The 16,640-nt window shown below is 47.3% G+C and carries 15 protein-coding genes, 1 pseudogene and 2 riboswitches; of the genes and pseudogenes, 11 read left to right on the forward strand and 5 right to left on the reverse strand.

All coding sequences use genetic code 11. From position 1 onward, the window contains the following. The first annotated feature begins 167 nt into the window (after positions 1-167). The 9 genes and pseudogenes from EYS13_RS13715 to EYS13_RS13755 all read left to right on the forward strand — a co-directional run bounded on the left by EYS13_RS13715 (position 168) and on the right by EYS13_RS13755 (position 8,172). The gene (locus EYS13_RS13715) at positions 168-977 is read left to right on the forward strand and encodes an electron transfer flavoprotein subunit beta/FixA family protein (protein ID WP_227763850.1); all 810 of its coding nucleotides are present in this window, start codon (positions 168-170) and stop codon (positions 975-977) included. A gap of 184 nt (positions 978-1,161) precedes the next feature. After that, a complete protein-coding gene (locus EYS13_RS13720) occupies positions 1,162-2,214 on the forward strand; it encodes an electron transfer flavoprotein subunit alpha/FixB family protein (RefSeq protein WP_227763852.1) in 1,053 nt (350 codons plus the stop codon). 2 nt (positions 2,215-2,216) lie between these two features. Further along, positions 2,217-3,518, forward strand: a complete 1,302-nt coding sequence (locus EYS13_RS13725) for an FAD-dependent oxidoreductase (RefSeq protein ID WP_227763853.1) — start codon at positions 2,217-2,219, stop codon at positions 3,516-3,518. Then, complete coding sequence (locus tag EYS13_RS13730) at positions 3,515-3,796, forward strand: ferredoxin family protein (RefSeq protein ID WP_227763856.1); 282 nt, start codon at positions 3,515-3,517, stop codon at positions 3,794-3,796. The genes EYS13_RS13725 and EYS13_RS13730 overlap by 4 nt, the downstream gene beginning before the upstream one ends. Before the next feature lie 180 nt (positions 3,797-3,976). Beyond that, entirely contained in the window at positions 3,977-4,144 is a 168-nt protein-coding gene (locus tag EYS13_RS13735; RefSeq protein ID WP_227763858.1) for an aspartyl-phosphate phosphatase Spo0E family protein, read from the forward strand. Positions 4,145-4,212: 68 nt separating this feature from the next. Beyond that, positions 4,213-5,004, forward strand: coding sequence for a prolipoprotein diacylglyceryl transferase (lgt, locus tag EYS13_RS13740; RefSeq protein ID WP_423055357.1), 792 nt, complete (start codon positions 4,213-4,215; stop codon positions 5,002-5,004). 572 nt (positions 5,005-5,576) lie between these two features. Beyond that, a pseudogene (locus tag EYS13_RS13745) lies at positions 5,577-5,906 on the forward strand (cobalamin-dependent protein); the annotation flags it as partial. 1 nt (position 5,907) lies between these two features. After that, a complete protein-coding gene (locus tag EYS13_RS13750) occupies positions 5,908-7,275 on the forward strand; it encodes a glutamate mutase L (protein ID WP_423055358.1) in 1,368 nt (455 codons plus the stop codon). A 21-nt stretch (positions 7,276-7,296) separates the two neighbouring features. Beyond that, entirely contained in the window at positions 7,297-8,172 is an 876-nt protein-coding gene (locus EYS13_RS13755) for an isocitrate lyase/PEP mutase family protein (protein ID WP_227763867.1), read from the forward strand. Between the two features lie 158 nt (positions 8,173-8,330). Here EYS13_RS13755 and EYS13_RS13760 read toward each other — a convergent pair whose 3' ends face one another. Then, positions 8,331-8,897 (reverse strand): L,D-transpeptidase family protein, encoded by a 567-nt coding sequence (locus tag EYS13_RS13760; protein ID WP_227763870.1) that lies wholly within the window; start codon positions 8,895-8,897, stop codon positions 8,331-8,333. Positions 8,898-9,395: 498 nt separating this feature from the next. Here EYS13_RS13760 and EYS13_RS13765 point away from each other — a divergent pair, with 498 nt between their 5' ends. Further along, complete coding sequence (locus EYS13_RS13765; protein ID WP_227763871.1) at positions 9,396-9,872, forward strand: hypothetical protein; 477 nt, start codon at positions 9,396-9,398, stop codon at positions 9,870-9,872. A 61-nt stretch (positions 9,873-9,933) separates the two neighbouring features. On the opposite strand, the gene EYS13_RS13770 is transcribed toward EYS13_RS13765, so the two are convergent. The 4 genes from EYS13_RS13770 to EYS13_RS13785 all read right to left on the reverse strand — a co-directional run bounded on the left by EYS13_RS13770 (position 9,934) and on the right by EYS13_RS13785 (position 14,677). After that, entirely contained in the window at positions 9,934-11,019 is a 1,086-nt protein-coding gene (locus EYS13_RS13770) for a hypothetical protein (protein ID WP_227763873.1), read from the reverse strand. Positions 11,020-11,043: 24 nt separating this feature from the next. Beyond that, on the reverse strand, positions 11,044-12,063 hold the full coding sequence (locus EYS13_RS13775; protein ID WP_423055359.1) for a Nif3-like dinuclear metal center hexameric protein: 1,020 nt from the start codon (positions 12,061-12,063) through the stop codon (positions 11,044-11,046). A gap of 299 nt (positions 12,064-12,362) precedes the next feature. Further along, positions 12,363-12,704 carry a Na-translocating system protein MpsC family protein gene (locus EYS13_RS13780; RefSeq protein ID WP_227763877.1) on the reverse strand — a complete coding sequence of 114 codons (342 nt, stop codon included), beginning with the start codon at positions 12,702-12,704 and terminating at the stop codon, positions 12,363-12,365. Positions 12,705-13,252: 548 nt separating this feature from the next. Continuing rightward, positions 13,253-14,677, reverse strand: coding sequence for an FMN-binding glutamate synthase family protein (locus tag EYS13_RS13785; RefSeq protein ID WP_227763879.1), 1,425 nt, complete (start codon positions 14,675-14,677; stop codon positions 13,253-13,255). Between the two features lie 405 nt (positions 14,678-15,082). After that, positions 15,083-15,184, forward strand: a riboswitch (glycine riboswitch). 3 nt (positions 15,185-15,187) lie between these two features. After that, positions 15,188-15,285, forward strand: a riboswitch (glycine riboswitch). A 256-nt stretch (positions 15,286-15,541) separates the two neighbouring features. Here EYS13_RS13785 and gcvT point away from each other — a divergent pair. Further along, positions 15,542-16,639 carry a glycine cleavage system aminomethyltransferase GcvT gene (gene gcvT, locus EYS13_RS13790; RefSeq protein ID WP_227763881.1) on the forward strand — a complete coding sequence of 366 codons (1,098 nt, stop codon included), beginning with the start codon at positions 15,542-15,544 and terminating at the stop codon, positions 16,637-16,639. The last annotated feature ends 1 nt before the right edge of the window (position 16,640 follow it).

The raw sequence follows: 16,640 nt of genomic DNA on the forward strand, positions 1-16,640 counted from the left end.
AGGTACAGTACAAAAGTTGACTTTTTACAGAATTTACTTTCCGGCGCATAGCCTTTTAGAACGGTTAAGCCTGCGTAAGCAAGGAAAGTTGGTTTTAGCATACAAAAAACGCAGATTTTACATTAAACTGCTGATAGTGCAGATAATAATAGATGAGGTGAAGCTTAATGCATTTTGTTGTTTGCGTCAAACAAGTCCCCGATACGGCTGAAGTCCGGGTCGACCCGAAAACCAATACTCTAGTCCGTGAAGGTGTACCTTCCATTATCAATCCTTATGATGCCCATGCGGTGGAAGCTGCGGTGCAGCTTAAGGAAATTTACGGCGGTAAGGTGACCGTAATTTGCATGGGGCCTCCCCAGGCGGAAGAAGTGCTCCGCCGCTCTATTTCTTTTGGCGCCGATGAAGCTATTCTTTTGAGCGATCGTAAATTTGCCGGGGCTGATACGCTGGCAACAAGTTTAATACTGACGGAAGGAATTTTGAAATTGCACCGGGAGCAACCTGTAGATTTGGTGCTGTGCGGCAAACAAGCTATTGACGGTGATACGGCCCAGGTAGGGCCGGGGATCGCAGCCCGCTTAGGTTGGCCGCAATTAACTTATGTAATGAAAATTGAGTCCCTGGACTTGGACAAAAAAACCATTATTGTGCACCGCAAGCTGGAAGGGCAACGGGAAATAGTCAGCGCTACCTTGCCCGCTTTGTTAACTGTAGTAAAGGATATCAACGAACTGCGTTACGCCAGCTTGCCTGATTTGCTCCGTTCGGTGCGCTTTACGCCCAGGATATGGAGTAAAGATGATTTAGGACTGGATGAGAGCAGGATTGGGCTTAAAGGCTCGCCTACTGCGGTACGTAAAATTTTTCCTCCGCCGGAGCGCCCCCAGGGGGAAATGCTGAAAGGCACTCCCCGGGAAATGGCCCGAGAATTGGTGGAGAAGCTGGTTACGACGAAAATAATAGCGGATAAGTAGCTATCAGCTACCAGCCGCCAGCCATCAGCTTATAGCTTGGTCATATATGTAGCCACTTTAAAAAAACTTTGCAAGGATGGCTATGGCCGCTATTGCTGGGAAGTGCAACAATTTAATAATCAAGCTGCAGGCTGACAGCTGAAAGCTGATGGCCAATATGTCAGTTGGAGGCGGGTGTTTATCGATGTGTGCAACTGAAGCAAAAAATAATGCCGAGTTAAGTGAATACAAGGATGTCTGGGTGTTCATCGAACAGGCACAAGGAGAAGTGGCGCCGGTGTCCTGGGAACTCTTGGGTGTAGGAAAGAAATTGGCTGAGCAGTCAGGGGGCAGGTTGGCAGGCGTGCTGCTGGGTCATGAAGTGGGTAACCTGACGCAGGAGATTTTTGATTACGGAGCGGAACTGGTGTATGTTATCGATGAACCGGTTTTACGGGATTACCGTACCGGACCCTACGCCAAGGGGCTGGTGGACTTAGTACAAAAATACAAGCCGGAAATTTTTTTAATGGGGGCCACCACTTTGGGCAGGGACTTATCCGGTGCTGTGGCTACTACCTTGGAGACCGGCCTTACAGCCGACTGCACTGAGCTGAGCATAGATCCCGGTACCAGGCTGCTCTTGCAAACCCGTCCTGCTTTTGGGGGGAATATCCTGGCTACCATTGTCTGTAAAAACCACCGGCCCCAGATGGCTACCGTCCGTCCCCGGGTCATGCCTATGCCGGAAAAAGGCCAAGTTCGGAAAGGAGAGGTTATCAAAGAAAAACTGGGACTAAAAGAAGAAGATATCAGGACAAAAATCATTCAACTGGTTCAAGAAAAAGGCGCTGCTGTCTATTTGGATAAAGCCGAAATCATTGTGGCAGGGGGCCGGGGGATCGGCAGCAAAGAAAACTTTAAAATCCTGGAAGAACTGGCCGGCGTGCTGGGCGGGACTTTAGGCGCTTCCCGGGCCGCGGTGGAGGCCGGATGGTTGGGGTTGGAATACCAGGTGGGGCAAACGGGTTTAACTGTGCGCCCTAAAGTATATTTTGCCATCGGTATTTCGGGGGCAATCCAGCACCTGGTTGGGATGCAGACTTCCGATGTGATTGTGGCGATTAACAAAGACCCGGAAGCCCCAATCTTTAAAGTCGCTACTTTCGGGATAGTAGGAGATTACATGGAGGTTGTACCTGCATTAACTGAGGAATTCAGGCAAAAATTAAACGGCACTGCCGGGAGGGAGGTATAAATATGGCTGTGGAAAAATTTGATTGCATCGTAGTGGGTGCCGGCGTGGCAGGGACAGCTACAGCCTATCTCTTGGCAAAAGCCGGGATAAATACTCTCTTAATTGAAAGAGGTGATTACCCCGGTTCGAAAAACGTCATGGGCGGGGTACTCTACCGTCATCCTACGGAGGAAATAATCCCCGGCTTCTGGCGGGAAGCTCCCCTGGAGCGGCCGGTGGTGGAACAGCGGCTGTGGATTTTGGACCAGGATTCGGCTGTAACCCTTGGTTATAAAGGAAAACATTTTGGTCGGGAACCTTATAATAACTTCACTGTCTTAAGGGCTAAATTTGACCGCTGGTTTGCCAAGCAAGCGGTGGAAGCTGGAGCGCTGCTCATTACGGAAACGGTGGTAGAAGATCTGCTCTACGAAGGAAACAAGGTGGTAGGTGTCCGTACCGGGCGAGCCGACGGCGATGTCCGGGCCGATGTAGTTGTCTTGGCAGAAGGCGTCAACTCCATGTTGACTCAGAAAGCTGGCCTGCAGCATGATGGTTTAAACACCGCCCAATTGGCGGTGGCGGTTAAGGAAGTTATTGCTTTGCCCAAAGAGAAGATTGAGGACAGGTTTAACCTGGAGCCAAATGAAGGCGCCACAATCGAGTTGGTTGGGGAATCGACTCAGGGCATGGTGGGCACCGGATTTATTTATACCAACAAGGATTCCATATCCATTGGCTGCGGCGCGCTGCTTTCCCAGGTAGTACGGAACAGGTGGAATCCCAACGAGCTCCTGGAAAGGCTGAAAAACCATCCAGTGGTAAAACCGCTCCTGGAAGGAGGGGAAACCAAGGAATATGCGGGACATTTAATTCCTGAAGGCGGCTATAATGCTATACCCAAGCTTTATAGGGACGGTCTCCTGGTAGTGGGTGATGCGGCTATGCTGGTCAACGGGATCCACCGGGAAGGTTCAAATATGGCCATGATGTCAGGAAAGTATGCAGCCGAGACTGTTATTCATGCCAGGGAACGGGGTGACTTTAGCAGTGCCACTCTTTCCCTCTACGAGAAAAAATTAAAAGACAGCTTTATTTTAAAGGACTTGCAGAAATATCAAAACGCTTCCGCGTTTTTTGAGACCAATGACCATCTTTTTACATTATATCCTAAGCTGGCCAACTTTGTAGCCAGAGAGTTTACCACTGTAGACAATGTGCCGAAAAAGGAAAAACAGCGTAAAATTATGGAGGGTGTGACGGCTAAACGTTCCAAATTCCAGCTGGCTAAAGACTTTTACCGGCTGTGGAGGGTGATGGGATGAAATCTCTGGAAGATAAACTGTTTTTAAATCGCTACCAGGCTGATAAGCACAGCCATCTTAAGATCAAGGATAGGGAAGTTTGCAAGTATTGTGAGACTAGACCGTGCACCTATATCTGCCCGGCCAAAGTTTATGCCTGGAATGACAAAGACGAGATTATCGAAACTGCCTACGAAGGCTGCGTGGAATGCGGCACTTGCCGTTATGGCTGCGCCCATGACAATATCGACTGGCGCAATCCCCGCGGCGGTTTCGGCATTGCCTACAAATATGGCTAGGAACATTATTCACAGTTTATCGTCTATTTCCATAAAGAATAAAAAAATTTCCATAAAAAGTCACAATTTAGCAGGTTATTTCCAGGTCATGTCGAACTATACTACATATAGCGAAGAGTAGATATAATACAACGATATATGGTGTTTTATCGACAGGAATAGAGAGCGAGGAGGTGCCTAGTGAAAGGGGATAAACTTGCTAAATTAATCAGCCTTAAATCGCAGGAATTAACAAAGTTGGCATTGAGTCCGAAAGTTACCCTGCTGGATAAGGATGTCTACCAAAAAAGCTGTGAGTTGGACGAGCTGGTAGTAAAATATATGAAACAGGTTAGGAAGAGGGCGTAGGCGCTGGCAAGTGCTTGCGCTTTTTCCTTTAATCGGTTGCGAACTTGACTTAACCGCGCTTCTTAATCATAATAAATAGCATAAGTGAGGTGTATCCAATGAATCCGATTGCTATCGAGATAGGGCCTTTGGCCATCAGGTGGTACGGCATTTTAATCAGCTCGGCTCTGGCTTTTGGCACTTATCTGGCCTACAGGGAAGCGGCCAGAAAGGGCATTGATCCGGAGCACATTCTTAACCTTGTCTTATTGGCTGCCCCGGCGGCCATCATCGGCGCCCGGTTATACTACGTGATCTTCAGCTGGACCGATTATGCCGGTAACCCGGCGGAGATTTTTGCTATTTGGCATGGCGGCCTTGCCATTCATGGAGGGCTGGTTGGTGGTGTTCTGGCAGGGTATTATTATATCCGTAAGCACCATCTTAAGTTTTGGCAGATAGCAGATATAGTAGCTCCCAGTATCATCCTGGGGCAGGCCATCGGTCGCTGGGGCAACTTTTTTAACCAGGAGGCCCACGGGGGACCCGTATCTTACGAGTTTATCAGCAAATTTCCCAAGTTTATTCAAGAGGGCATGTATATCGGCGGCCAGTATTATCATCCTACATTTTTGTACGAATCTACGTGGAATGTAGCTGTTTTTCTGTTTTTGCTCTGGCTGCGGCGCCGCAACAACCTGCCAGAAGGCGTCGTTTTTCTCAGTTATTTGGCTCTGTACTCGGTAGGACGCTTTTTCATCGAGGGGCTGCGCACCGACAGCCTGATGCTGGGACCGATTCGGGTGGCCCAGCTGGTCAGCCTGACACTGATTGTATTTGCCGGGACAGTTATTTATTGGAAGCTGAAAAGTAGTAAATAATAGGTTTATGTTGTTTTCTTCAAGGCATTGGATCTAACAGGGCTGTTGAGTCATCAACAGCGGCAGCTTGTAGACAAATGCAAAAATTGTAATCCATTGTGTGTAGCTGCGACATTATGACAAGCCCTAGAGCGCTCTGCGAAGAGTTTGACTGGAAGCGGACGAGCGGCACGGACGCCGCGAGAGCGGTGGAGCGATAGGATGTCGCGTCACCGCGCCGCTGGAAGTCAAACGCTTAAGCAGCAAGCGCTCTTGGCGATAGTCTTTGGAGCAGCGGTACAAGGTTTACAATTTTGCGAGGTCTAATAATACTTTGTCGACGGTCTGGGCTGTTGGATCACCAACAGCCTTTTTTAGGATGGCTAAAATGCAATGCAAACAATTTAGGTCTGGATTTTTTATAGTGTTGAGATGCTGAACGTCGGGGCTGTTATGTATATGCCGTCAAGATATGGTGCTTGACTATTACAGTCAAATAAAATTTTAACCTTTATCATTAGGAGCAAGAGAGGAGAACACTGGCAGTTTGGATAATTTTTTATAGGTCCACTTATCGATTTTAAATGCCCTGGTTTGACGGGACCGATATCGGTCCGGTTATACATGTACATTTCGGGGGCAGAGGTATTCTCGATTACCGGACCAAGGTGCTTAACGGCTATAAAGCGCTGCAAATATGTGCGGAAAACAACATCTTTGTGCAGTTAGATTCCCATAAACACCTGAACAATATTGAGGGCACTGACGGAATGGCTTTATCCATGTGCCTCTTGGCTGAAGGGATGGCTGTTTTGGCAGGACTCCCCAGGGAGCTAAGCGGGCTACAGATCAACGTGGCCGGCATCAACTTACTGGCTGATTTGGCGCTAATGCGGACGTTTAGAGACTCTATGTGGAGCGAACATTCGTGAAAAAGGTAAGTTGACTTATCTCGGCCGCGCGCAGACTCCAACTACTGTGGAAAATATTACAGTTGGTTTACAAAACGCCAAATACAACTTAACCTGTGCCATTGATCTACCTGATTTTGCAGCCGATGAAGTTTACGCCGCCAGCAGCGCAGCCGGGGGGCTGCGCATGGTTGCCATGGGTTTTATGCCCCGAGTAACTGCTAAAGCTGCAAAAGAGGTGGCTATGAGCGCCGGCGCAAGAGTCTTGGAGATTTTATCCCATGAAGATAAACCTGGTTTTAAAGTACAAGTGCTCCGTGAGATTAATCCGGATATAATCCTGCTGGCGGGCGGCACTGACGGCGGCGATCAAGAATCTATACTGGAGAACACGCAAGTGATTGTTGAAAGCAAGGTTAACGCCGTAGTCATTATTGCAGGCAACTCTGCAGCCCAGCCCAAAGTGGAAGCTATTTTAAACAACAGCAATATCAAAAATGTCAGGGTCGCTAACGTAATGCCAACTATTCATGAATTAAAAGTGAAGCCTGCCCGCCAGGCTATCCATGAGCAGTTTATCCGCCAGATAACGCGGGCAAAAGGGCTGGGTAAGTTAAAAGAGAATGTAACTAACGGCAAAGTAATTCCCACCCCTGGCGCAGTGCTTTTGGGTGCCGAGCTTTTAGCTGCCGGGACCCATAACGCCGGCGGATTAGGAGATCTATTGGTATTGGACATAGGGGGAGCTACCACTGATGTCCATTCTTTGCTCCCCTCCTTGGGGGAGTTGCCGGATGAGGAAAAAGGCCTGGTAATTAACAACGAGAAGCAGGTTTCCTACCGCACGGTGGAAGGAAATCTGGGACTCCGGGTCAGCGCTACGGGAATTGTGGAGACCGCCGGACCGGAGGCCATTTTGCAGAAAGTCGGGCTTTCCGGCAAAGAGAACTGGCAGAGGTTGATAAGTTATGCTTCGTTCGTTGAAAAGAACCCCGAGCATATCAGTACATCTGAAGAAGAAAAGATGTTCGATGAAGCTATGGCTATTACAGCCTTGGAAATTGCTTTGAAGCGTCATGCCGGTTACTTGGCCAGGGAGTACGACCCCATATTAGGCGTGACGCCAGGGACTCCTATTGGCAGGGATTTAAGAAAAGTCAAATTGGTAATAGGTGTTGGCGGGATATTTACTCATTCTTCTCTTGAAAAGTCTTTCAGAATTATAGAGAAAGCGCTGTCCAATCCGGGTATTTCTCTGTTGCCGCACAAGCCTCAAATTATCATTGATAAAAATTATTTGATGTATGCAATAGGTGCAATGGGTGAAATTTATCCCAATGAAACGTTCGAATTTGCCAAGGAATATTTTAGCCTCCAGTAAAAACGGAAAGGAGCAAGCAACGTGAATGTACGGAAAAGATTGCGGCAGTTATTGGAAGCTGACTCAATTTTAGTGGCGCCAGGCGCCCATGATGCACTTACTGCCAAAATAATAGAACATGTTGGTTTTGACGCTGTATATATGACCGGGTATGGCCAAGCCGCCAGCCATTTAGGGCAGCCCGACGTGGGGCTGTTGACCATGACTGAAATGCTGACGAGGGTAAACAACATAGCGAGTGCTGTGCTGATTCCGGTGATCTGCGACGGGGATACAGGGTTCGGCAACGTGGTTAATGTAATCAGGACAGTACAGGAATACGAAAAAGCGGGAGCTGCAGCCATTCAGCTTGAAGATCAGGTTGCGCCCAAAAAGTGCGGCCACATGACCGGAAGGCAAGTAATACCTAAAGAAGAAATGGTGGCGAAAATCAAAGCTGCCGTAGCAGCCAGAACGGATAAGGACTTCGTTATTATTGCCCGCACCGATGCCAGAACGGTCTACGGCATCGAGGAGGCAATTGAACGCGGTAAAGCCTACGAACAAGCAGGCGCCGATGTGATATTTGTTGAATCTCCTGAATCAGTAGAAGAAATGAAATTAATAACCTCCAGTTTTAGAGTGCCGGTTTTGGCCAACATGGTGGAAGGCGGACGGACTCCTTTATTAAATGTCAGAGAGTTGGAGCAATTAGGTTACGGAATAGTAATCTATCCTACTTCCTCCACTTACATTACAGCTCAAGCGGTGAAAAACTTAATGGAAGAACTTAAGCGGCAAGGGACAACAGAACATTTAATACCTCAAATGATTCCTTTTGGTGACTTTAATAACCTGATTGGCCTGCCCAAAATCAGGAAGCTGGAAGCAGGACAGTTTGAAGAATTAGTAAGGTAACAAATGACTGACTCTTGCCCCTGCGTTGCAATCAATTGGTGATTGAGCGCAGGGGATTTTTTCAAGTTCTTTTGCTTTAATAATACATTAAGTTAGTCCTGACTGGTTTCATGGGGCATGCATCGATTTAGGAGGAACCGTTGTTTTACACATTAATTCTATTTTGGTAAATAAGAAAGGTAGGCAGGAATTATAATCCTTTGGCCGGGGTAGATAAGATCCGGACTGGCAAGGTTATTTGCGTTAATCAATGCCTCTAGTGTTACCCCGTGAAGTTGGGCGATTTTCCAGAGGGAATCGCCAGGGCGGACGATATAAATTTTGCCGTTTAAGCCAGGGGTTAAGTTGTCCCCGGGGGGATTAAAGTGGACGCCGCTGTAGGACCCCGTAATGTCCACCGGAGTCCCAATTTTTACCTGGGGGAATAATTCTTCCACATCGTGATTGTACATGCGAATGCAGCCGTTGGAAATGGCCTGGCCGATGGAAGTGGGGTTGTTGGTGCCGTGGATACCGTAAGATCCGTCATCGGTGGGAATGTCAAGCCCCATCCAGCGAGTGCCTAAAACTCCGCCCGGGTTGATAATTTTGTTTACCACCTGGTAGCTGCCGGTCGGGGTAGGGGTGGACGGCTTGCCAATAGCCACTGGGTAGGTTTTGATCAGGGAGTTGCCCTTATACCAGGATAAGTGGCGGGAGTTCAAATCTATGACAATTCGTTTCATTGCAGCACCTCTTTCCGAATGTATTCACTAACAGCTTATTCATTCGGAGGGTGGGGGTTAAACATTAACGGAAACTTAACAAAGTTCTCAGGCTATTTTAAGGTTTTATTGCTAACTTATTAATTGAAATACTCGACCTCCTTTTTTATACCTCCTAATAAACGCGCTCCTTGCGGGGCGCGAATGCTACCCGGTTTTTGCCGGGTTTACATAGATTTTACATCTGGAGCAAGCAGATAGCTTGCTCTAATATTTTTGTTGGAATATTTCTCCACTTCCCTCTTCTGATATTGCTCCTATGTAATTTGCTCTGGCACTAAACAGGATGTGCATTGTGCGTCAAGCAGCGCTAAAGGTTTGCTTCGGTTAAATGAAGATTCCTTTATGCCGTTTCAAACGCAACCTGAAGAAACGCTTGTTTTTGTAACTGTTACCATCATGTCTTGTGAGCTCCCGGCATAAATGTAAACTAAAGCTTCAGGGAAGAGGGTGAAGGAGATGAAAGTGGGGGTAGAAATAATTGCCGAAACTGCAGTGCAGATTTATCCCCATAGCTGCTTCAAGATCGATTTGACCGGTAATCATCAACTGATACAAGGTTTTTCGGGATTTGATAAATATGCTTTTTCCGGATTTGTGCTACGGAATAAAAGAGTTGCAGCCAGCGGGCGAGTAGCGGAGTATGGTTTTAGGGGGACACTCTTCGGTCTTGGTTCCTGGGAAGCGGAAGAAGCAAAGGTGGCAGTTATACCAGAACTTTTATCCGCCCGGTTTAGATTACTTTTAAGCACTGACTTAATTCCAGACAGGGATTCATTTATAGCCTCTTTTGGATTAAGACTAATTGCTGCAGGCAGAAGGATTTTATTAGATATTCCGCTATGCTGCCCGGTTTTAGAGGTAATGGAAACAGCTCCGGGGAGATACAGTGTGGAATTGACTGAGTTACTTAGGGAGCGACTGGAGAAATGGTGAAATAAATAAGATTAATAAACAAGCATGGCGAGCGCGGCCATGCTTGTTTTTAAAAGGGCTCCTAGCTTACCAGTGGGGTTAGCACCAAAGCCAGGATGAAAGCGGTAACAATCCGCATAACGGCGCCTAAGACAGCTGCTTCCATAGCTTCCCGCTCTGTCAGGTCGGATCCGCTGGCCCAGATTGCGGGTACTTGTCCAACTATTACCTGGAGAGGAAATCCAGAAGAAGCCAATACAAAGGAGCCGATTACCAGTTTGGGGTTTAATGTTGCTGCCGTATCTTTCAAGGTATTCATTGCTAGGGTCGGCGAAACCAGGATAGACTGAATACCTGTTTGCGGATCGATGGAGAGAGCCGTCAAGGCAGCTGTTAAGCCCTGTTCGATAGGTCCCCAGATGCCGATATAGTTTAAAGCTCCGATGATAGCAAAAATAGCAGCGGCTGCAGGGATGAGGAGCAGGAATAAGAGCTCTGCACCTTCCCGGGCGGCGCCAAACAGAGTAGGCAGGGCGCCGGTAGTAGGCGTGAACCGGTCAATGTGCACCAGTGACTTTGCTTCAGTATTGCGGTAAATTGTCCGGCTCAAGAGCCAGGGCACTACGACCAAAGGCAAGAACACGGCGATAACAATGACCGGGAAGACTTTGATCCCTGCGGCAGTCATGGCCAGCATTCCCAGCATAAAAGTGGAAAATGACTGCTGGGACTGAATCATGGTGGCAATGGCTATTTTTTGTTCGTCCTTGGTAGCTTTAGCCCTTTTTAAAGTAGGGCCGGTAATACGCCCAGCGGCGTTGATGTCACCGAGGATATTATAAACTGCAGGAATAACTACCGTGGGGTTGATGCCCATTAACTTGGTGATAGGGGTGAAGATTCTGATCAGTGCATCGGTAAAACCAAGTCTTTCCAGGATCCTCCCGGTGACTACGCTGAGGATGATGGTTACACCTAGAGTGCCGGTAATGTAAACGTTCACAATTACGGGTACGGTGCGCTCAACCATGGCGTTAAAAATACCGGCTATGAAACCAGGGTTAACTAAAAGACCAAAAATTGAAAGTGCCACCATAATAAGTCCCACAAGTTCAATCCGGGAAACTGCTTTTTTGCCTTGGGTCAGTTCTCTTTCCAGTGTTGACATAATTTTTACCTCCTTGATTTATTTTTAAGATGTTTTTTCAACCAAATACTTTGTTGCTATTTCAGCTGCATAGCGTTTGATATTCGGGTTTCCCGCCTGGGCGACCGGTATGGCGGTAACCCTTTCCCTGAATAACACTACCTCAACCTCCGGCAGAAGCATCTGTACCGCTGCCGCTAAAGGCAAGCCGTTTTCAAAAATTTCCACCGCATGGGAATTTCCAACGATGAAATTTAAACCCAATTCTTTTGCTTTGGCCACCAGGGCGCTGTCGGGGCGGACCCTGCTGATGCTGGCAAGTACAGTATCGACTTCCGGGAATTCACCGACTGCCTTTTCTAAGTGGGCAGGGCTGAAACCGGTATGGGGAAAAATATGCAGGATGTTTTTAACGGGGGAATCAGGGCTGCCGTTTAAGATTTTTGGCCCGGTAGCCACCACGGTTTCTTCCATGGCCCAGCTGTCCCGCAGTTCTTTCTCCCGCTCCAGCATTTTTTCTTCCGTGGCTTTGTCCATGAGCAGGTTTAACCTGCTGACGATGTCGCCGGCTGTCTTGATTTCTTCCAGGGCTTGTCCTACAAAGAGGATATTGCCTGGGAGCCCGGCATAAGCAATGTCCACATGGAGGGTCCTATGCCCGTGCAGGTATGGAATACCGGGGTGCAAACCGTGAAATGCCTCGTGCAATTCGATGACAGCAATGTTGTATAAGGAAAGATAATATTTTAAAGGTACCCCTCCGGAATTGGCCGCATCGGCAATCGGGTGATGGGCGATTATGACATCCACGCCGGTGGCTCCCGCCAATTCAATGGCTGATTCCGTAAGGGTCATTGTTACGGCTAGTTTCTTGACCTGAGCTTGGGGGTTGCCAAAAACTAGGCCGGGAAACTCCATGACACTTTTGCCGGGAATATTGGAAGATTTCATCACCACGAAAGGATGGCTGGCTGCAGCTACTTGATCCATGCTGGTCACTACACGACCGCCGGTGATGTGGTTAAGCGCTTCGAGTACGTCGTTAACGAGTGTTGTCAATGGTATAACCTCCTACAAATAGTGATAAAGGGAGCAAAAGTAAAAACTAATCACCTCCATGCTGTTAGCAAGATTATATTCAGCCAGTAACATTTGGCCTGCCGCGAGATCCCGGGCTTTCGCGACCGTCAAATCGGCTGACAAAAAAACCGCAGGCTTAAAACACCTAATAGACCTTTAATAAGGCTAGGTGTTTTAAACCTGCGGTTTTAAGGCTCTCCAAAGGAGTTCCGTCTACCAGCAGCGGTTTAGTCGATCAGCCCTGTGCCTGCTCCAGGCAGAGGACCGGAAGACGCTATATTAAATTATTCCGCGTCATCTTCCAAAACAATAATCGTACCGGCAATTTCGGTAAAAGGATCATAGTCCTTTAAAACCAGCTTGACAGGCAAGGATAATTGTGCCTCAATTTGCTTATGCAGTTCCTCTTTGTACAAATCTAGCAGGGCCATATCCATAACCCGTGTAAGCTGCCGCTGGGTTGTATCCAGCGATTGGAGGGCAGGCACCCTTTGGTGCTCTGCTAAAATCACGATTTTCCTACCGATAATGTCTACCCGCTGGCGTTTGACCCCAGTCTTGAATAATTCCTGGTTGATGTTATTGTAGATTTTCATAACCTGCTGTTTTAATGCCCCTATATCCATAGGTCACCTCACAGGCTATTTGCTAAGCTGTTACTTCGACATAAAGTTAAAAACTCCTGCTTTTTTTACATCGGGATTTTTTTTTAGCATTCTCAGGTTAGTAAAATTAATAGGCAGTAAAATTAATTTTAAAGTTCACACAAAACTTGACTATACCCTACGGGGGTAGTAAAATGGTTTATGATAGGTAACATTCACTTGGGAAAAGAGGTGAAAAGGATGTTTACCAAGCACTGGATGTTGAGAGAAACTGCCCATTGCAAAGAGGGTTGCTGAATTTGGTCCCGCGGCCGGACGGTAAATGGCCGTATCAGGAGGGGCTTCCTTTAATTGGAAGCCCCTCCTGCGTCGTCAGTCCTTACTCGTTGGTCGTTAGCGGTCACCAGTCACCATTTCCTAGTCCCTAGTCACCGGTGCTGTAGCCTGAAATTCAGCCACGTAACTGATGACTGGAGACTAGTGACTCGGCCAAAGGTCGTTGCCAGGGACTGGTGACTTTATGGTTGCCAAAACTAACGAGTAAGGACTGACGATTCGACCTAAGTCCGTTAATAAACAGACTTAGGTCGATACGCCGGTTCCACCCCGGTAGCCTCGGCCACAATTGGATCAAGGGCTATTAAATCTTCCTTGTTCACTCGGTGCAATGAAGTCTTGCCTAAGGCTATAATTCCTTCCTGGATCTCCGCTGTACAGGAATTGATAAATCGGGCCAGGCTCTTAGCGCCTTCTTCAACGTTAAATTTATGCTGCACTTTGCCGTCGTACCAGGCTACTTGGGTGGGAGGCTCGAAAGGCAGCGCCTTTAAAACCTGAGTGTGGGCGGTGGCAAACAAAGCCATAGTACCGATATATACGGCATCGGCTCCCAAGGCGATTGCCTTCAAAAAATCTCCCGGCGTATTCAGCTTGCCCGCAGCGATGAGGCTGACTCTGTCTTTTACATCTGACTCTGCCAAGAACTTTCCGGCCCGGGCAATGGTAAACACGGTGGGAAGACCGAAGTCATCCTGCAGGATAGGAGGCGAACCTTTGGTGGCAGCTTCAGCTCCTTCCACTGCAATGAAGTCCACTCCGCTTTCTACAGCCAGATCCAGGTCATGCTCAAGGTTCTTGCCTGCCCCCATTTTTACTCCAATGGGCACTCCCTCAGTGATTTCCCGCAGTTCATTCACCAGTTGCCGCAGTTTTTTGGGGCTATTAATGCCTGGTTGGCGGGAATGAACTACCGCATCTTCACCAGGTGCAACCTGAAACTGCGCCCGTAACCTTTTGTCCAAAAGGTTGGCGCTAAGGGTATGAGCAACACCCCCGATAGCCCCTTGGCCTATTTGGATTTCGATGGCATCGGCCTGTTTTAAGATTTCTATGGACTTGCTCCAGTGGCCGCGGTTATACTGCAGGATTAAATATTTTGCTGCCTTCCGTTCTTTAGGAAGAAAGGGACCTTCGCCGGTGTTGGTGGCTGTGCCTGCCATTGCAGCTCCTTTGGCCAAGGCGATTTTAAATTTTTCGCTTAAAGCATAGCCGTAAGCCATTCCAGAGACTATGATCGGGGTTTTTAATAACATAGGTTTGGCTGCCTTTTTGCCGATTATTACCGAAGTGTCGATGGGGACATCACCGGGCGTGGGCAGCTTAGCCAGTTGGGCGAAAGTAAACATCAGGCTGTCCAGCGAAGGAAATTTTCTGGGGGTACCCAGGGGGCGGTTAACAACTTTGCCTTCTTCTGCCCGCATGTTGGCTTCGACAATGGTTTGGGGCCCTACCCTGGTGGTAGCAGAAATGAATTCCCAGATATTTTCGTTGTAAAGATCGGTCATAATGGTATGTATAGCGCTGCGGCTGAACTTTTCTATTGTTTTTCGTCCCAGATATTTTAGCCCCAGTCCCCCCAGCGCGGCAGCAGCTATACCTATCCCAAGGCCAAGGGACCCCGGTATTAAACGAGGAGGTTTGGATTTGGTGAACATCTAACCATTCCTCTCTATTCCGAAAAAAAGAATATACTTTCCTACTCGTAATAAAAAAATTCTAATTTAGTATGCCACAGGAACTGATAAAAATTCCCGCGACATTTTTACTGCCGAAAATTCAACCTGCAGTAGATTTAGAGCAAAAACAGGGGGGAAAAAGCTAGTGAAAAAATTAACTTGTGTAAACGAAAGGGAATAGTAAGATCTTGTCGAATATTGTAAAAAAACTTAATAAAAAGGCTTTGCTAAGAATTTTTTATTACTCCGGTTTCCGATGTTGATTTTTGCTGTTGCTATTCAATTCTTTTTAAAATTTAGCTCAAATTTTTAGCTAAAATTAAATAGATACCATTGTAAATTTTTAAAATATTTGATATATAATTATAGTTAGAAAGATGTGGATGAACGGTGGCGGGAGAGACCCTGACAAGGGGCGCCGAAGGAGCAACCCATTAGCTGCTAACTTATGGGGAAACTCTCAGGCAAAAGTACCGTCATCGGACACAGCCTCTGGAGAGGTCCTGCTGCGGGCAAGACGCCAGTAGGACACCAACGGGGAAACTCCGGCATTTTCCGGAGTAATCTCTCAGGTAAAAGGACAGGGGAAAGTAGCACAGGTTAAGGGAGAACTTCAAATTAGTGAAGGAATCCAAAACTAAAATTTGTGCTATTTTCTCTTGTCCTTTTCTTTTTCTTTACCATTTCTGGTAAGATATTCTTGGTTGAAGAGAAAATAGGCACCGGTTTGGGGGCGATAAATAATTAAATGATAGTAGGGTAGAATTTTGCTTAGAGACATATTTTTCACATGAAGAAATGTGTCCTCTGACTGATTAGTGTAAATTTAGGAGGTGTTTATGGATGACCGAACTGAAAAAAACCCCTTTAAATGAAGTTCACCGGGCCCTTGGCGCCAAGATGGTGGATTTCGGTGGTTGGGATATGCCGGTCCAGTACAGCGGCATTTTAGAAGAGCACAAGGCCGTCCGGACTAAAGCCGGTTTATTCGATGTGAGCCACATGGGTGAAATCAGGGTAAAAGGACCTGATGCTTTAAAGTTGGTACAAAAGCTGATTACAAATGATGCCAGCAAACTAAGCATTAACCAGATTCAATATGCTGTTTTCTGTTTGCCCAGCGGCGGCACTGTAGATGACCTGCTGGTCTATAAAGTGGCAGATGACGAATACTTGTTGGTTGTAAATGCTTCAAACACCGACAAGGATTACGCTTGGGTTGCCCAACACAAAGATGGTTATAATGTGGAAATTGTAAACGAATCAGCAGATACAGCCCAAATTGCCATTCAAGGACCTTATGCCGAGCAGATTTTACAGGGCTTGACCTCTACCGATCTGTCTGCCATTAAAAATTACTGGTTTACATACGGGCAGGTAGATGGGGTGGATTGTCTCATTTCCAGAACCGGTTACACCGGCGAGGATGGGTTTGAGATTTACTGTCCGCCTGATAAAGCAGTCCAGCTTTGGAATAAGATGCTCTCAGCAGGAGGAGATAATATCTTGCCCTGTGGTTTAGGGGCCAGGGATACGCTGCGTTTTGAGGCTAAAATGCCTCTCTACGGCCATGAGTTAGGGGAGGATGTCACTCCGTTGGAAGCAGGTTTAGGCAGGTTTGTTGTTTTGGAGAAAGAAGATTTTATCGGCAAGGATGCTTTGGTAGCCCAAAAGGCTGCAGGTATTCCAAGGAAAGTGGTCGGTTTTGAGATGATCGAGCGCGGCATTGCCCGTGCCGGCTATCCCGTGAAAAAAGACGGGCAGCAGATTGGTCATGTGACAACCGGCAGTTTCTCTCCTACCCTGGAGAAGAATTTGGGTTTGGCGATTCTCGATACCAAATACGCGGAGATTGGCGAAACCATCACTGTGGAAATCCGAAATAAGGACGTAAAAGCACAAATTGTGCGTACACCATTTTATAAAAGGGAGGCCAAATAAA

Origin of the sequence: Zhaonella formicivorans (genome assembly GCF_004353525.1) — a bacterium.
In the GTDB taxonomy this organism is placed as follows: domain Bacteria; phylum Bacillota; class DUOV01; order DUOV01; family Zhaonellaceae; genus Zhaonella; species Zhaonella formicivorans.

What these genes read in the sequence shown, in the direction of transcription:
- EYS13_RS13730 (WP_227763856.1), top strand. Translation starts at nt 3,515, where the DNA reads ATGAAATCTCTGGAAGATAAACTGTTTTTAAATCGCTACCAGGCTGAT.
- gcvT (WP_227763881.1), top strand. Translation starts at nt 15,542, where the DNA reads ATGACCGAACTGAAAAAAACCCCTTTAAATGAAGTTCACCGGGCCCTT.
- EYS13_RS13760 (WP_227763870.1), bottom strand. Translation starts at nt 8,897, where the DNA reads ATGAAACGAATTGTCATAGATTTGAACTCCCGCCACTTATCCTGGTAT.
- EYS13_RS13765 (WP_227763871.1), top strand. Translation starts at nt 9,396, where the DNA reads ATGAAAGTGGGGGTAGAAATAATTGCCGAAACTGCAGTGCAGATTTAT.
- EYS13_RS13720 (WP_227763852.1), top strand. Translation starts at nt 1,162, where the DNA reads ATGTGTGCAACTGAAGCAAAAAATAATGCCGAGTTAAGTGAATACAAG.
- EYS13_RS13785 (WP_227763879.1), bottom strand. Translation starts at nt 14,677, where the DNA reads ATGTTCACCAAATCCAAACCTCCTCGTTTAATACCGGGGTCCCTTGGC.
- EYS13_RS13715 (WP_227763850.1), top strand. Translation starts at nt 168, where the DNA reads ATGCATTTTGTTGTTTGCGTCAAACAAGTCCCCGATACGGCTGAAGTC.
- EYS13_RS13725 (WP_227763853.1), top strand. Translation starts at nt 2,217, where the DNA reads ATGGCTGTGGAAAAATTTGATTGCATCGTAGTGGGTGCCGGCGTGGCA.
- EYS13_RS13780 (WP_227763877.1), bottom strand. Translation starts at nt 12,704, where the DNA reads ATGGATATAGGGGCATTAAAACAGCAGGTTATGAAAATCTACAATAAC.
- EYS13_RS13770 (WP_227763873.1), bottom strand. Translation starts at nt 11,019, where the DNA reads ATGTCAACACTGGAAAGAGAACTGACCCAAGGCAAAAAAGCAGTTTCC.